Origin of the sequence: Legionella lytica (genome assembly GCF_023921225.1) — a bacterium.
Lineage (GTDB): Bacteria > Pseudomonadota > Gammaproteobacteria > Legionellales > Legionellaceae > Legionella > Legionella lytica.
Genome location: NZ_CP071528.1, coordinates 322222 through 337445 on the forward strand (window position 1 = coordinate 322222; position 15224 = coordinate 337445).

The window sequence follows — 15224 nt, forward strand, 5'->3', positions numbered from 1 at the left end:
TATGTTGAAGTTTTTTACTGAACACCCTGCTTCTGTCAATCAAACGTATTGGGAGCATTTATTATTTGCCATTTCATTTGGATTTTCTATGGTCAAAGGGGGTTGTGCCTGTCTAGTCCATGCTATTTTCCCATTTCTTTTCCAAACAACGGGAAGCCAAACAGCATTTAGTTCCGTAGAAAAGTACTTACAAAAATGCCCCCATAAAAATGAGAATGATGAAAAACTACTGCAATGTATTCAAGCACGTAAGCTAAAAAAATAAAGTAGGTGGCAACTGTCTTGAATTAAAATTCAGGACAGTTACTACGCTCAACGGATTAAACATTTATTTGATTAATAAAATGAAAATTGATCTCTGGTGAATAGGCGTAAAATGACTCTATTTCTTCTTTGCGTTCATCGGAAGGTAAATCCCCTACCTCAACATGCAATACCTCAGCTATTTCTGATAAGTCTATACTAAAATGATCCTCAATCCGATAAATGGCCTCGACCATTTCTTTAGATAATTCAATATAAGCAAAATGGTTTCTAGATAACGCATCGAGAGTGGGTACAAAAAATCTCACAACATCAGAATTTATTTGATCAGCTCTGGGGAAAAATTTTTTTAAACAGTTGGCACAGTACCTTAATGATAGATCGTGTAACTGCGAGTTTGCACTAATTTTATCAAACATAAAAATCCTTCTTTAATTTAATGTGGCTTGTTAGAAAGCATTACATTACCAAAATCAAATGTCAATGAGAATGATTATCAATTGCATTTAGAGGAGGAACTCAATGGTCATGCTCAAACTTTATCACTATATCCTGCTAGCTTTGTGATGAAGTCTAAGCCCATTAATTGTGAAGGTGTTCGATAACCACCGTTTAGTTTATTTTTTAACAGATACTCAGCAATTCCTAGGCTGCTCGCCACAGTCAGAGCATAACCATTCGCTGTTGTAATTCGAACTGTTTTGCTTTGCCCTTGGGCGTTTATTGCTTCACCCCAAACGTAGGTTAATTGGCTTTTAAATTGTTCACGATTAGGTCCCTTTTGCTCTGCAGCTTTCTTTTTAAGAAAGCGTTGTACAAAGCGCCAACCCAAAATCCAGCGGATATAATTGACGCGTTTCAACATAGATAATCTTTTAGGGCTTATTGGAATATATACTTCAATATTAGGTATGCCCGTTGTGTAAAATGCAGTACTTACATCTCCCCATGGAATGGTAGTGGCTAATTTCTCTCCCATACCAAAGTCAATAAAGCGGGTTTTCCAGGCCAGCGGAACTGTTTTTATTTGGCTATTAATACGAACTTTACCTCCTATAGCCAAACCTTCTACGGCTGTTTTTGCTGTACCAGGGGACATAGCTGAGTTCGAATCAAATCCAAGAGCCAAATAATTTGCATCAGGAAGCATTTGTTTTAATTGCGCGGCAATACAATCTGTTGGTGTGACGTCAAATCCCACCCCTGGGCACAGAACAATGTTCGCTTCCTCTGCTAATAAATTTTGGCTATGGGCGTATTCAAAAGTTGAAATTTCACCGGTAATATCGATGTAGTGGGTTCCAGACTGAATACATGCAGTGATCATTTGCTGGCTTGTGGTAGAAAAAGGGCCAGCACAATTTAAAACTAATTGCACATCTAAAAGCTGATTTACTGTATTTTTCTGATCGCTTAGATTAAAAATGCGATTATTAAACCCTAGTTCTTCTGCTAATGCTCTGATTGCTTTTTCGTTACGTCCTGCAAGAATAGGATGCAATCCTCTAGCTTTTGCCTCTCTTGCAATTAATTCTCCAGTATATCCATTTGCCCCATAAATCATCCAGTTAGCCATTTCCTGACTCCCGCAGTTTGCAAAGAGATTAGTGTCAATTTTAATTGTAGACAAGATATTAGGATCATAATAAATATCTAAAGATGAACAATATTATCCATTCATGAAAATAAAGATTTTTGTTACAATAACCAAAGAGATACACCCTAAATTGTACCGACTTAATGACATCTGCTTAAGGAAAATACGTCATCCCAAGCACAACGAAGGCGCTCCTGGACATCATTATACGAATACTTTTTTAATAAGCAGAATAAGGATATAAATAAATATGGAAGTTAGTCTGAATAAACTCCTGGTTTCCTCATGTATTTTTTTGATGTTCTCTAATCCTGGAAATACCAACCAAATCAGCTTTTTTGTTTCTGGGGGGCCTAATTTTTCAACTCTTGAAAATAACCGTTTAGTGGAAATTAATGAGGTAATTACCAATGCCTATCACACCAAAACCCAAACAAGCGCACGGGGTTTTTGGGCTATAGGGGCAAGTCATACATTTGAAAATTCCACCGTTCCATCTTATCAATTATCTCTAGGCCTTGCCGGTTATTTTTTCCAACTAGGCCCCGTAAAAGGAATAGAATATCCATTTATCAACGCCGGACTTTTCGATACCTTGCACTATGATTTTCGAGCAAAAAGCAATTCATTAATGGTAGAAGCCAAGGCACTTTACACACGCTATGCCATAAAACCTTATGCTTTAGTTGGTATTGGCCCTAGCTGGAATAAATTGTCTGCTTATCATGAAAAACCAAGCGATCCTTCTTTGAGTGCATCTCCAGCGCTCCCTTTTAGTGATCATACAAAACAAACATTTTCTTATGAGTTAGGCACCGGCCTTCAATACTTGCTCTGGGATGATCAACGACGGCATATTCAATATCATGCTTCTGCTGGCTATCAATATTTTAATTTGGACCGAGGTGCCTTGGGTCGGTCCTTAGCGCAAACCTCATCTGATCGCATCAAAGTTAAAAACCTTTATACACAGGGAATCATATTTACCCTGGCAGCTTCTTTGGGTTAACAAGGACGAATACACTCATGAAAAAACACATCTTATTTCCAATCTACTGTGGTCTGTTCTCGTTAACGGCAGCGGCACAAGCAGCCGCGATTGTAGAAATTGCCCCCAGCAGCTCCAGCCCAATTGCAATTTCTCCCACAGGTTCCACTTATGTAACTTATAATGCGAGAAACAACAGCGCAAAAGTGTTAAATGGGCTTACTATAGAACCTGGTTTTGGAATCACAAACAAAACGCTGAACGCTTCTTTAATTAACAATACCTGCTCCACTTTAGCAGCAGGAGCAAGCTGTTCGTTTATGGTGTCCTTACAAGGAACTGGCCAAAACTCACAATCAACCTTATCGCCGCGAGTTTGCGCGTACAAAGGAGCAACATGTTCGGTACCTGTGGCAGGAAATCGCATTCCAGTAACTGCAAGCTCAGCTCTTCCAAGCAGCAAATTCCCTCGTCCTTACGCAGGAACGTTCTACCCAATCTACAATTCCGGTGTAGGCCAATGGTTACCACCCAATCAAGCCCCTTTTCCTCCATTTAATCGAGTAAGTGCTATTTTTGTAGCCTTTGCCCATGCCTATGCTCAGAGAAATGGTGCTATTTTTACTTACGAGCGCGGACAAATTGATCAGCCCACACGTCTGGCGTTATTAGTGCAAACAGCGCGTGCCGCCAACTCCAACATAAAAATATTGATGTCTTTAGGATGGAACCAAGATGATTGGGGCGCAATTAATACAGATTACGTGAATCATGCGAATATTTTCGTACCCAGTGTCATTCAATTTATTCGTACCAATAATCTTGATGGTATTGATATTGATGATGAAAGCGTTGGTGGAACCAGTGGTTCAATTCCTCAGGCCAACTTTGATGGCGTAATTGCCAATTTAAAAAATGCGTTAAATTATGCATCGCTTCAAGATGGTAAACCATATTATTTAACCATTACACCGGCAGGAAATAATAATCAACCCGGAGGCATTGACTATACCCAGGTGGATGCTTTAAATGCCAAGAGCTTTGATTTAATCAATATACAAACATATTTTGATGAAGAATGGGGCGCGAGCTTTTTTGAGGGGCTTATCGCTATAGGCTATCCGCAAACACAAATCGCTAATGGGATTGATGTAGACCAATCTAATTGCTCTCCTGAGTTCCCACCCTATATTGGATTGGCAGGACTGTTTAACTGGAATATGACTAGAGACAGTACTTGTAGTAATTATGCCAATACGATAACTATTGCGAATATGGTCGGCTATTACGGGACATTTAAGTACTAATCACCGGGCAGGCGTCATCCCAAGTTAGGGGATGACGCAACATCTTTAAATTAGATGTCACATCCAACCAAGAGAGATTGCCATCAACTCATTCTAATGTTAAGTTACCGACATTGATTATTAAAGATAATTTATAATGACACGGACGCTTCTTACTACCCTACTTTCTTTATTTTTTTCCATTGCTTTTGCGCAAGACAGAATAGTTGATAATTTCTTTAACGATGTAAATCCAGCTACACTTAGCGCTAAGAGTAAAAATAATATTCGTGCAACACATTACCGTCTAATACAAATTGATTTAAGCCAACTGTATGCAGAGTTGGAAAATGTTCCTCATCGTGATGGATTAAGATCAGGAGTAGCAACACAAATAGCACTCCCCTTACCCGACGGAAGTAGCAAATTGTATCGGATTGTTGAAAACAGCACCTTGCATCCAGAACTTGGTGCCAGATACCCAACGATTAAAACCTATGATGCTTATGGAATCACGGATCCCGGCGAGTTTGTAAAATTGGATTTAACCGCTCAAGGCTTTCACTCTATGATTTTGCGCCCAGGTAAAAGTCCTGTTTTTATCGACCCCTTAGGAAAAGGCAAACATCAATATTATGTGGTCTACAAGAAAAAAGATTTAATTAGTAACAATCATTTTAAATGTAATGTGCACAGCATAAACCTAGGCCTTAAAACGCCTAGCCACAGCCCATCATTTGCGCAATTTAATGCTTGCCAACTCAAAACCTACCGCCTAGCCATGGCCGCAACTGCGCAATATACCCAATTTTATGGCGGCACTATAAATGGGGCATTAAGTGCGCAAGCAACGACAATGAATCGTGTTAATGGCATCTATGAGATCGACATGGCAATCACCATGCAAATTATTGCCAATAATGATCTAATTATCTTTACCGATCCCGACACACAACCTTATACCAGCGGAGACACCACTAAACTCATTGCTGAGAATCAAGTAACGGTAGATGGGATTATTGGCTCTGGCAATTATGATATTGGCCATGTTGTTGATGCAGCAGGTAGCGGTTTGGCACGACTAGAAAGCGTTTGTAATAATGAAAGCAAAGCGATGGGGACCACAGGCAAAACTGAACCCATAGATGATCCCTTTGATGTGGATTATGTGGCCCATGAAATGGGGCATCAATTTGGTGCTGAGCATGTGCAAAATAATGCATACAATCGCAACCCAGCTACCGCTGTAGAGCCAGGCTCTGGTAGTACGATCATGGGCTATGCAGGAGTTTCCCCTCCGAATGTGCAAGCTCATTCCGATCCTTATTTTAATGGTATTAGCCTAAAACAAATGGGAGATTTTGTTTCTAGCCCAGAGCATAATTGCCCTGTTACCTCGCCCATTCCTAGTGCCCCAGTAATTCACCAGACCAACGGTGGCGTGAGCATTCCAGCACAAACCCCTTTTGCATTAACGGCAGTAGCAAGCCCTGGCTCTTCAGGTAGTATCATTACTTATGCCTGGGAACAGATGGATAATGAAATAACGCCTCAACCTCCCACAGGTACATCCAGAGGGGGGCCCAATTTCCGGAGCATCTCCCCACAAACTAGCCCCACTCGCTATTTTCCTAATCTTAGTGCCTTAGCCAATGGAGGCCCTTTTACCTGGGAGGTATTATCCTCCGTCTCACGAGTAATGAATTTTAAAGTATCTGCACGTGCCAATACGCCGGGAGGGTCGTGTAATGCATATATGGATACGAGAGTAATGATCGCAGATAATGCAGGGCCTTTTATGGTTATTAATCCTTCTGCTGCAAACATTCAATGGGCAGGGCAATCACTACAAACTGTAACTTGGGATGTCGCTAATACAAGTACTTACCCAGTCAGCGCGCTATCAGTGAATGTTTTCTTATCCACTGATGGAGGAGTAAGCTACTCTACCCCTCTCGTCGTGGGCACCAGCAATAATGGTCATGTGGACCTCTGTGTTCCTAATATAAACACCTCGGCTGCACGAATTATGATCCAGGCAAGCAATGGAACCTTCTTTAATATATCCAAAAATAATTTTTCGATTGTTGCTACACCGCCAAAAGCGCCGGTATTAACTGGAGCGGATCGTAATCGCATGAATACAAGAGAAGCTTTTGTTTTATATGCGGATTGCCCACCCTCCTCGAATACAACCTACATGGTGAACGGTTTGCCTGGCGCTACAGTTAAATTGGACCTACAGCGTCGCCGCTTTGTTATTAGTAATATTTTGACACCAAAACGCGTACGCAATGTCACCATTACTGCCATCGATGCATCGAATGTCAGCCGTACCTCCAACTCAATTACAATCCCAAGTATTTTATAAAAAAGGTAGAACATGAATAATAAATACAGCCTAATAATTATTGCCTCAATGCTTTCGTTTCATGCTGAAGCCGGAGTATATACTGGCATTGATTTAGGTATTAATACAGTAAAGGTTCAAAAAGAGTTAACCTATCCGCTAGAAGAGGAAACGCCCACCACAGCTCATTTTAATAATGCCTATACTAATTTTCATGGGCAACTGCTTGCTGGTTTTGAAGTATGGTTAAAACCTAGATTTTCAGTTGCTTTAGAGGCCGATGCAGAACTATTTACCGGTGCATCACGCTATAAAATCAATAATTGGTTTTTTACGCAAAATGTTGCTACAAAAGAGCAATTGCAATATGGATTTTCGTTCTTTTTACTGCCAGCTTATCAAATTAATGAATCTGTGCGCCTTTTTGTAGGTCCTGGGATTTCCCCAAGCTACTTTGTGGTAAAAAGTGAAGAAACTGCGGGTAATGTGGGCGTCAGTGGTAGCTTTAATCAGTGGTTAACTGGTGGTGGATTAAAGGCAGGAGCAATTACGCGCTTAAATAACAATCTAGATCTAGTCTTAACCTATCAATTTATGCAATACAATAGTGTTAAGCGCACCTCGATTGAGCCTGTATCGGAAGACAGTTTACGAGGAAACTATAAGCCGAATGTAAATTCAGTATTAATTGGCCTGAGATATAATTTCTCAGATACCAAACCTTCGCAGTATAAGTAGTTTTTAAATAATATTGTCTAGTTTGTCTGCAATGATACTTACTTAAGGATTTCGCTGCGCAGCGAAATCCCGGGGGGATGAACAGAGCGAAATCGTCTGTTTTTTCTTAAGAAGTGCCATTAAGTCCATAGCCTGACCTACATATCAAATCCCCTTAATTCACTACACCTGCAATTGATTTAAGTTGATCTAGCTGAAGCAATTGAATTTTCTTATGTTCAATAGAAATAATTTTATTATTTTTAAATTGAGTAAAAAGGCGACTAATCGTTTCTGCCGTTAATCCCAAGTAATTTCCAATATCTTGGCGAGACATCGGCAAAAGAAATTCTCTGTGTTGTTCACATACAACTAATCGCTTAGACAAATCAATAAGAAAAGCGGCTAAACGCTGCTCTGCTGTTATGAAGTTTAAATAGGAGCCTATAGCTAATTGCTGACTAATTAGATATAAAATTTGCTTCTGTAGATTGGGGTAAGAGCACAACAATTCAGTAAAATGAATATAGGGAATCTCGCACACTAACGCATCAGAAAGAGCGATCGCTGAGTAACGATAGTCTCCTCGGGCAATAGCATCAAAACCTAAGATTTCGCCTGCAAAATAAAACCCCCGGATTAATTCATTACCGTCACTATCTACCTCATAGGTCTTTAAACACCCTGATTTAATTGCATACAGGTTATGGAACGTAGTTTTGGGAAAATACAAGGACTGCTTTTTTTTAAGAACATGCTGTTGTTTTACAGCAGAACTGACTTGATTGACCCATCGCGAGTTGGCCTCGGCCTCCTCTAGCGTGCAAAAAGGCGAGAATCCGCAATTAGAACAGGATTGAGTATCTTTTTTGTGCATCAGGACGCCGTAAATTTCTAATTAGTAGAGTTTAGCTTGTTTCTAAGCCTTTTTACATTTTTCCATGATGTATATCAAGGTATTTTCAGGAATGCTGCATATAAAATGAAACAAAACTAATAGCGATCACTGAGGTTAAAAGAAGTTCAAACATAATAAAAAATTCTTTCAGCTTATACAAATCAGAAGTGAGAAAAAAATGAAGAAATTAATCAATAGGTTAGTTGCCACAGCCTTACTCTCAACAACAATACCAGCGATGGCCGATTCACCTTGGCTCATTCGATTACGCGGCATTGGCGTATTACCTAGTGAATCAAGCTCGACTATTAGCCTAATTGGAGGTAAAGTCACTCGAATTAGTAATGAAATAGTCCCAGAGTTAGATTTTAGCTATTTCATTACCCCTCATATCGCAGCTGAGCTTATTTTAGCAACTTCACGGCATAGTGTGGAAGCGACCAATACTGTTTTAGGTAACGTTAATTTAGGTAAAGTAAGTGTGTTGCCCCCTACCCTAACAGCACAATATCATTTTGCTCTTAGTTCCCGTATTAAGCCCTATGCAGGTGCCGGTATTAACTACACCCATTTCTTTAACGTGAATAATGGCCCCGTAGCAAGCAAAATTCATTATAGTTCAAGTTTTGGCCCAGCCTTACAAGTAGGCGCTGACTTTGCAATTAATGAGCATTTTTTTATTAATGCCGATGTAAAAAAAATCTGGCTCAATTCTAATGTAAAAGTATACACCCCTATTGCTCAACTGAACACCAAAGTGAACATTAATCCTTGGGTAGTTGGTTTAGGCGTGGGATATCGGTTTAGTTAATTAAAGTAAGCATGCAGCTAATAGCTGCATGCTTTATCTGATATCTAATATTTGGGAGCACTCATCATCAAACCTATTACACGTGATATTTCTTTGACTTTAGTCATCAAATTACTGCTTCTATTTTTGTTGTGGTGGGTTTGTGTGCGAACAATGCATCCCCAGCTTGAAAAAAACAATAGGTGGTTACTCGGCTCACAAGAAAAACCAGCTCCCATCAAGAAACAAGAGGTGTTTAAATGATTCCAGCAACAGAGGTAGTTGACCTGTCTCGATTACAGTTTGCATTAACTGCATTGTACCATTTCTTATTTGTTCCTTTGACACTAGGCTTTTCAGTCCTCCTAGCGATCATGGAAACCGTTTATGTCATGACCGGTAAAGAAATTTGGCGAAAAATGGTTAAATATTGGGGCGTCTTGTTCGGGATCAACTTCGTTCTAGGTGTGGCGACTGGCTTAACAATGGAGTTTGAATTTGGCACAAACTGGTCCTACTATTCCCGCTACGTGGGCGATGTATTTGGTGCCCCATTAGCCATTGAAGGACTGATGGCATTCTTTTTAGAAGCGACTTTTGTCGGGTTATTTTTCTTTGGCTGGGAGCGTTTATCCAAACTGCAACATTTGCTGTGTACGTGGCTACTGGCTTTAGGTACTAATTTATCTGCGTTATGGATTTTAATTGCAAATGGATGGATGCAAAATCCTGTGGGTGCCTATTTTGATTATCAAACTATGCGCATGGAGGTGAGCAGCTTTTTCGATATTTTATTTAATCCTGTGGGTCAAGCAAAATTTGTGCATACCATTAGTGCTGGATACGTTACCGGCTCAATGTTTGTTCTCTCCGTTAGCGCCTATTTTATGTTAAGAAATCGCAACTTGGATTTTGCAAAACGCTCCATGACGGTTGCAACCTCATTTGGTTTGGCAGCAGCCTTATCCGTCGTTGTTCTTGGCGATGAGAGTGGTTATCTTGCCAATGAGGATCAAAAAATAAAAGTTGCAGCTATGGAGTCCATGTGGGAAACAGAAAAGGCACCTGCTAGTTTGACTCTGTTCGGCATTCCAGATGAGCAAACAAGAACGACAAAATACGCAATTAAAATTCCGTATGCCTTAGGTATTATCGCAACCCGTTCATTTAACACACCGTTGTTGGGTATTAATGAATTGATTGAGGATGGAAAAAGCCGCATCAAAGATGGTTTACAAGCCTACAGTGCTCTAAACACTTTGCAAAATGATCCGAATAATATAGAGGCAAAAGAACAGTTACAAAGCCATGTTAAGAATTTAGGCTATGCCCTTTTGCTTAAAAAATACGCATCCAACATTAATGAGGCGACTGAAGAGCAAATAAATCAAGCTGCTAATGACTTAAAACCTAAAGTGGCCCCGCTCTTTTTCTCATTCCGAATTATGGTGGCCTGTGGTTTTTATTTTATCTTGCTGTTTGCCTTAGGTTTTTATCTCGCAGCTAAAAACAAATTACACACAACACGCTGGTACCACCGGATGGCATTTTATTCTTTACCACTACCATGGATTGCAGCAGAACTAGGGTGGGTAGTTGCTGAGTATGGACGACAACCTTGGGTGGTGCAAGGAGTTTTACCCACCTTTATGGGAGCTTCTTCTTTATCAACAAATCAGGTTCTGACCTCATTAACAGGATTTGTATTGTTTTATACCATCCTGGCTGTAGTGGAGCTGTACCTAATGGTTAAATACATTCGGCTTGGCCCAGATGGAATGATTATTGAGTAGAACCTTACATATCTTCTCCAAACCTTATTGATGAAGACATTCATTACGGAGTGCAACATGATTTTAGATTATGAAACCTTAAGAATAATCTGGTGGCTATTACTAGGCATTTTATTAATTGGCTTTGCGATAATGGACGGTTTTGACCTAGGCGTTGCCATGTGGTTACCCTGGCTTGCGAAAACGGATACCGAGCGTCGTATTTTAATTAACGCGATAGGACCTACTTGGGAAGGAAATCAAGTCTGGTTTATTCTTGGTGGTGGAGCAATTTTTGCCGCATGGCCTGATCTTTATGCTTTATCTTTTTCGGGCTTTTATCTGGCGATGTTAGTTGTTTTATTGTCTTTAATTTTAAGACCTGTTGGATTTAAATATCGCTCTAAGCTGGATAACCCGACGTGGAGATCCACCTGGGATTGGCTACTTTTTATCGGTGGATTTGTACCCACGCTAATTTTCGGCGTGGCCGTAGGCAATGTTCTACAGGGTGTCCCTTTTAATTATGACGACAGCTTAAGAGCCATGTACACCGGTACTTTTTTACAGTTGCTGAATCCCTATGCACTCTGCTGTGGCGTACTTTCGGTATTAATGCTCGCGATGCATGGTGCATTTTTTATACAGATAAAAACCGAGGGAACATTGCAACAAAAGGCGAGAAAAAGCGCGCGCTATACTGCTTTATTGATGACTATCTTATTCATCATCATGGGCTTTTGGACTAATGCGCTCGATAGTTATGCCTTGCAAAATGTCATGCCGCACGATGGCCCATCAAATCCCTTGTATAAAAACGTGGGCATACAAGCCGGCGCTTGGTTCACTAATTATAAAACAGCACCGATTACTTTATTCGTGCCTCTTTTGAGTATCATATGTGCATGGCTAGCCATTCTGTTAATCAATAAAACACTTATAGCTTTTATATTAAGCAGTGTGAGTGTGGGCTCATTAATCGCAACTGTAGGGGTAAGTATGTTTCCCTTCATTCTGCCTTCATCAACGCACCCCAATCACAGCTTAATGGTATGGGATAGTTCTTCGAGCCAAATGACTTTATTTATTATGCTGATTGCAACGGTAATTTTTCTGCCGATTATTCTGGCATACACTGCGTGGGTTTATCGTGTCCTTCGAGGTAAGGTCAATGAAAAAACCATTAAAGAACAACTGGCTTCATATTAACATTAAGGAGAAGATAATGTGGTATTTCTCTTGGATTCTTGGAACGGGGCTCGCCTGTTCCTTTGCAATATTAAATGCAATGTGGTTAGAGTTAAGGGATCAAAAGAACTCATAACCTTATAAATGGGCAAATAAGGATTTGTCATTCTCCTGCGAGGGAATGGCAATGCCTCTGACGCCCTAATATTACTAAGTCTCTTTATTACAATGGTGATTGCATGTTTTCAAATGATGTTTCCGAGCAATTAATATTAAATTATGAAGGTCAGGTTCCAAGATATACAAGCTACCCAACAGCCCCTCACTTTTCTCCAGAGATTGACAGTACAATCTATTCACAGTGGCTTAATGCACTCCCCTCACAGGAAACTCTGTCACTTTATATTCATATTCCATTTTGCCGGCAATTATGTTGGTATTGCGGATGCTCTACTAAAGTCTCCAATAAAGAAGCATCCATTGAAGCGTATATTGAACTATTGAAACAAGAAATAGCGTTAGTTGCTACACTCTTATCGAACAATAGAGTAACACACATTCATTTTGGTGGCGGCTCACCCACAATATTATCACCTAGGCTCTTTTTAGATTTGATGAACACCATTCACACTTTGTTTAATATATCTCCTCACGCCGAACTAGCTATAGAAGTCGACCCACGTACCCTCGATGAAGAAAAAATAAAAGCCTATGCAACTGCGCGGGTAAGTCGCGTGAGTATTGGCGCACAAGATTTTAATCTTGAAGTTCAACAGGCAATCAATCGAGTGCAATCATTCGAATTAGTTCAATCTTGCATTAATCTTTTTAGACAGTATGGGATTAACAACATAAACCTTGATTTGATTTATGGCTTGCCCAAACAAACTATAGAAGGTATTAAAAAAAATATAGATGCCGTCTTTCTGTTAAGCCCCAGTCGAATCGCTCTTTTTGCCTATGCCCATGTCCACTGGATGAAAAAACATATGCAACTGATTCAAGAAAGCGACCTACCGAATAACGCCACACGAATAGAAATGTTTACCACAGCGTCTGAAAAGCTAAAACAAGGCGGGTATTTACCTATTGGCCTGGACCATTTCGCGAAACCCACTGATGCGATGACACGCGCCTTGAATGCAAAAACATTAAAACGTAATTTCCAAGGATATAGTGTAGAGTGTGCACCGCATCTCATTGGTCTTGGAGTTTCATCAATCAGTCAATTACGCAACGGATATGCACAAAATACTTCCGATCTAAAACAATATAAAAGTGACATATTAAACCATCAATTACCTATTGTGCGCGGCATAGAAATTTCTGTTGAAGATCAATTAAGAAAAAAAATTATTGATGAAATTATGTGTTACTTGAAAGTCGATCTCCACGAACAATGTGGGCTATTTAATTATCCGCTTGATTATTTTGATGATGAGCTTAAATTGTTAGACAGTTTAGTCCAGGATGGCCTTGTAACGGTTAACAACTACGTCATTCAAATTCACCCGAAAGCAAGACAGATAACCCGTGTGGTCAGCAGCTATTTTGATCGCTTTTTTAAGAAAACCCCCCAGAAACACTCGATAATCGCTTAAAAAACCTCAAGCTAAATCAGCCTTTAATTGAAACCATGAAAAGCAATTTCGCCAAAAGGTTAGCATTTATTGTGCTGATTTCCCCATACAAAAATCAAGTTGAGACACCATTTACTTTGTTTCCTTTGCAACTGATGCTTTTGTACTTATGCGAGACAGGTACTTTTAGTAAGAAATTTATTAAATTTTCGGAAAGTTCAAGTATTATACACTATAATTTCTATGAGTGTTTTTCTTGTCGAGATTCTCATGTCTGTATCAAATGAGCCCCAAAAAGAGCAGAATAGTCCAGCCAGCACTGTTCTGAGTTCCATGAAAACTGAGATGAAACAATATCCCCCAGACGTTATGGCAACCAGGCTATTTCTTGTTGCGGCTGGTTATTACCAAAACTACAACATGGATGATCGTGCAAATCATAAAGAAAATATGAAAGCAATGGAGGATATACGCATTCAAATTCAAGACCAAGTAAGAGACTCCATTATTCATGAAAAGTCATCGGGAAAAATGCAGGAAAACATCATTTATTGGGCTCAAACAACGCAGAACTTACTTAAAAAGGGAGATTATGCTACAGCCGCATCCATACGATTGATGATTGAGGAGCTAGAATATAAAAAGGATCCTAACCTGAAAAAAGCTTTTGCCACCCTGCCTTCGGAGACTAAAGAATTTTTAAATGGGTATAAAGTTGATGATAAGGTAACCTACCTAAGTAGTTATGAAAATAAACACGTTTCAATTCCTTTTATGGGAATTTATTCAAAGGTATTGGATATGGCCAAAAATGCGGCCTCGTTACAGGATACCCCGAGTGCTCAACAAAAAGAAAATCCTGGGGTAACCAAATTAAGATTATTTACACAAGATAGAAAAGACAGCTTAAATGCGCAAATTCAGGAAGAACACAAAATGTTAGGTAGCCTGGTCGACGTTGCCGCTAATTATGGCAAAGATTATGAAAACTCGAAGAATTCGGTCGATCAAAAAAAACATATGGCTGCGCAAATTTTGGTTGGTTTTATGCAGAATAAGTCTCTTTCTGCAGAAGAGAAAGTCAAGCAATTGGAAAACTTTATTGATAAGATTCCTCATAGTTTAGAGCATAAAAACTTTTTACATCGAATAACTGGGGCTGACTTTACCATAGTTAAAATGGCACAACAGATGCTTCCAATCATGCAAGGTATAGCGGCTCAAGAAGCCATTCTTAAGAGCGGCTACAAACCAGAAATCACCGCAGCACCAGTTAGTACTGAAGTGAATCAGGTTACAGAAAATACAGAGAATAAGTTTGTACCAGGTAAAATCCCAAAAAAACCAGAGGCCCAGAAGGAGGCTAATGCGTCTATTGAGACATCCGCAGAATCTAAAAAAGAGGGTGCAGTTACACCACAGCAAAGTGAGGAAAAACAAAATACTGCTGAAATTACCTCATCATTCAAGAAGAAACTAGCCTTCTTTGAAAACTTACAGCATGGCATTCGCAATTCTAAAACCGCGCTTGATGATGAGGAAGAAAACTATACTTTCACTTCTCCTAAATAATGATGTTTTTCAGAAGAATTTACCGTAACTATTTTCCGTTATAGGAGAGTAGTTCGTTTTTAGAGCATTAGTAACTGATACTAATTTGTTCTTTTCTTTGGGTTAGAGCTTTAGCTAAGTAACACGTTAATAATCAAGAGCCCCTGCATGTTTGAGTGCCAGGACAATTTCATACGGGTTTTATCATACACTTAAGCCCTGACTCAAAACACATAATAAAGT

The 15224-nt window shown here is 39.6% G+C and carries 15 protein-coding genes; 12 read left to right on the forward strand and 3 right to left on the reverse strand.

Going from position 1 to position 15224, the window contains the following annotated elements; all coding sequences use genetic code 11:
* Position 1: 1 nt before the first annotated feature.
* Positions 2–265, forward strand: coding sequence for a DUF6356 family protein (locus J2N86_RS15250; protein ID WP_252582562.1), 264 nt, complete (start codon positions 2–4; stop codon positions 263–265).
* 55 nt (positions 266–320) lie between these two features.
* Here the strand turns inward: J2N86_RS15250 and J2N86_RS15255 are convergent, their stop codons facing one another.
* A complete protein-coding gene (locus tag J2N86_RS15255; protein ID WP_252582563.1) occupies positions 321–683 on the reverse strand; it encodes a hypothetical protein in 363 nt (120 codons plus the stop codon).
* A gap of 113 nt (positions 684–796) precedes the next feature.
* A complete protein-coding gene (locus J2N86_RS15260; protein WP_252582564.1) occupies positions 797–1840 on the reverse strand; it encodes a saccharopine dehydrogenase family protein in 1044 nt (347 codons plus the stop codon).
* Positions 1841–2111: 271 nt separating this feature from the next.
* On the opposite strand from J2N86_RS15260, the gene J2N86_RS15265 reads away from it, so the two are divergent.
* The 4 genes from J2N86_RS15265 to J2N86_RS15280 all read left to right on the forward strand — a co-directional run bounded on the left by J2N86_RS15265 (position 2112) and on the right by J2N86_RS15280 (position 7223).
* On the forward strand, positions 2112–2870 hold the full coding sequence (locus J2N86_RS15265) for an outer membrane protein (RefSeq protein ID WP_252582565.1): 759 nt from the start codon (positions 2112–2114) through the stop codon (positions 2868–2870).
* Between the two features lie 17 nt (positions 2871–2887).
* Entirely contained in the window at positions 2888–4156 is a 1269-nt protein-coding gene (locus tag J2N86_RS15270) for a glycoside hydrolase family 18 protein (RefSeq protein WP_252582566.1), read from the forward strand.
* Between the two features lie 136 nt (positions 4157–4292).
* Complete coding sequence (locus J2N86_RS15275) at positions 4293–6506, forward strand: reprolysin-like metallopeptidase (protein ID WP_252582567.1); 2214 nt, start codon at positions 4293–4295, stop codon at positions 6504–6506.
* Positions 6507–6518: 12 nt separating this feature from the next.
* Positions 6519–7223 (forward strand): outer membrane protein, encoded by a 705-nt coding sequence (locus J2N86_RS15280; RefSeq protein WP_252582568.1) that lies wholly within the window; start codon positions 6519–6521, stop codon positions 7221–7223.
* Between the two features lie 154 nt (positions 7224–7377).
* On the opposite strand, the gene J2N86_RS15285 is transcribed toward J2N86_RS15280, so the two are convergent.
* Entirely contained in the window at positions 7378–8079 is a 702-nt protein-coding gene (locus tag J2N86_RS15285) for a helix-turn-helix domain-containing protein (RefSeq protein ID WP_252582569.1), read from the reverse strand.
* 199 nt (positions 8080–8278) lie between these two features.
* Here J2N86_RS15285 and J2N86_RS15290 point away from each other — a divergent pair, with 199 nt between their 5' ends.
* The 7 genes from J2N86_RS15290 (at position 8279) to J2N86_RS15315 (ending at position 15002) form a co-directional block, all read left to right on the forward strand.
* Entirely contained in the window at positions 8279–8911 is a 633-nt protein-coding gene (locus J2N86_RS15290; RefSeq protein ID WP_252582570.1) for an OmpW/AlkL family protein, read from the forward strand.
* 129 nt (positions 8912–9040) lie between these two features.
* Positions 9041–9154 (forward strand): hypothetical protein, encoded by a 114-nt coding sequence (locus J2N86_RS16310; RefSeq protein WP_407659011.1) that lies wholly within the window; start codon positions 9041–9043, stop codon positions 9152–9154.
* A complete protein-coding gene (locus J2N86_RS15295) occupies positions 9151–10683 on the forward strand; it encodes a cytochrome ubiquinol oxidase subunit I (protein WP_252582571.1) in 1533 nt (510 codons plus the stop codon). The genes J2N86_RS16310 and J2N86_RS15295 overlap by 4 nt, the downstream gene beginning before the upstream one ends.
* Before the next feature lie 57 nt (positions 10684–10740).
* Positions 10741–11871 carry a cytochrome d ubiquinol oxidase subunit II gene (gene cydB, locus J2N86_RS15300; RefSeq protein WP_252582572.1) on the forward strand — a complete coding sequence of 377 codons (1131 nt, stop codon included), beginning with the start codon at positions 10741–10743 and terminating at the stop codon, positions 11869–11871.
* A gap of 16 nt (positions 11872–11887) precedes the next feature.
* Complete coding sequence (gene cydX / locus J2N86_RS15305) at positions 11888–11986, forward strand: cytochrome bd-I oxidase subunit CydX (protein WP_252582573.1); 99 nt, start codon at positions 11888–11890, stop codon at positions 11984–11986.
* Between the two features lie 103 nt (positions 11987–12089).
* Entirely contained in the window at positions 12090–13451 is a 1362-nt protein-coding gene (hemN, locus tag J2N86_RS15310; protein WP_252582574.1) for an oxygen-independent coproporphyrinogen III oxidase, read from the forward strand.
* A gap of 249 nt (positions 13452–13700) precedes the next feature.
* The gene (locus J2N86_RS15315) at positions 13701–15002 is read left to right on the forward strand and encodes a hypothetical protein (RefSeq protein ID WP_252582575.1); all 1302 of its coding nucleotides are present in this window, start codon (positions 13701–13703) and stop codon (positions 15000–15002) included.
* Positions 15003–15224 lie beyond the last annotated feature (222 nt).

Bases quoted from the DNA above. Each gene is read 5' to 3' on its own strand.
- J2N86_RS15250 (WP_252582562.1), top strand. From the start codon at position 2: ATGTTGAAGTTTTTTACTGAACACCCTGCTTCTGTCAATCAAACGTAT.
- J2N86_RS15255 (WP_252582563.1), bottom strand. From the start codon at position 683: ATGTTTGATAAAATTAGTGCAAACTCGCAGTTACACGATCTATCATTA.
- J2N86_RS15260 (WP_252582564.1), bottom strand. From the start codon at position 1,840: ATGGCTAACTGGATGATTTATGGGGCAAATGGATATACTGGAGAATTA.
- J2N86_RS15265 (WP_252582565.1), top strand. From the start codon at position 2,112: ATGGAAGTTAGTCTGAATAAACTCCTGGTTTCCTCATGTATTTTTTTG.
- J2N86_RS15270 (WP_252582566.1), top strand. From the start codon at position 2,888: ATGAAAAAACACATCTTATTTCCAATCTACTGTGGTCTGTTCTCGTTA.
- J2N86_RS15275 (WP_252582567.1), top strand. From the start codon at position 4,293: ATGACACGGACGCTTCTTACTACCCTACTTTCTTTATTTTTTTCCATT.
- J2N86_RS15280 (WP_252582568.1), top strand. From the start codon at position 6,519: ATGAATAATAAATACAGCCTAATAATTATTGCCTCAATGCTTTCGTTT.
- J2N86_RS15285 (WP_252582569.1), bottom strand. From the start codon at position 8,079: ATGCACAAAAAAGATACTCAATCCTGTTCTAATTGCGGATTCTCGCCT.
- J2N86_RS15290 (WP_252582570.1), top strand. From the start codon at position 8,279: ATGAAGAAATTAATCAATAGGTTAGTTGCCACAGCCTTACTCTCAACA.
- J2N86_RS15295 (WP_252582571.1), top strand. From the start codon at position 9,151: ATGATTCCAGCAACAGAGGTAGTTGACCTGTCTCGATTACAGTTTGCA.
- cydB (WP_252582572.1), top strand. From the start codon at position 10,741: ATGATTTTAGATTATGAAACCTTAAGAATAATCTGGTGGCTATTACTA.
- cydX (WP_252582573.1), top strand. From the start codon at position 11,888: ATGTGGTATTTCTCTTGGATTCTTGGAACGGGGCTCGCCTGTTCCTTT.
- hemN (WP_252582574.1), top strand. From the start codon at position 12,090: ATGTTTTCAAATGATGTTTCCGAGCAATTAATATTAAATTATGAAGGT.
- J2N86_RS15315 (WP_252582575.1), top strand. From the start codon at position 13,701: ATGTCTGTATCAAATGAGCCCCAAAAAGAGCAGAATAGTCCAGCCAGC.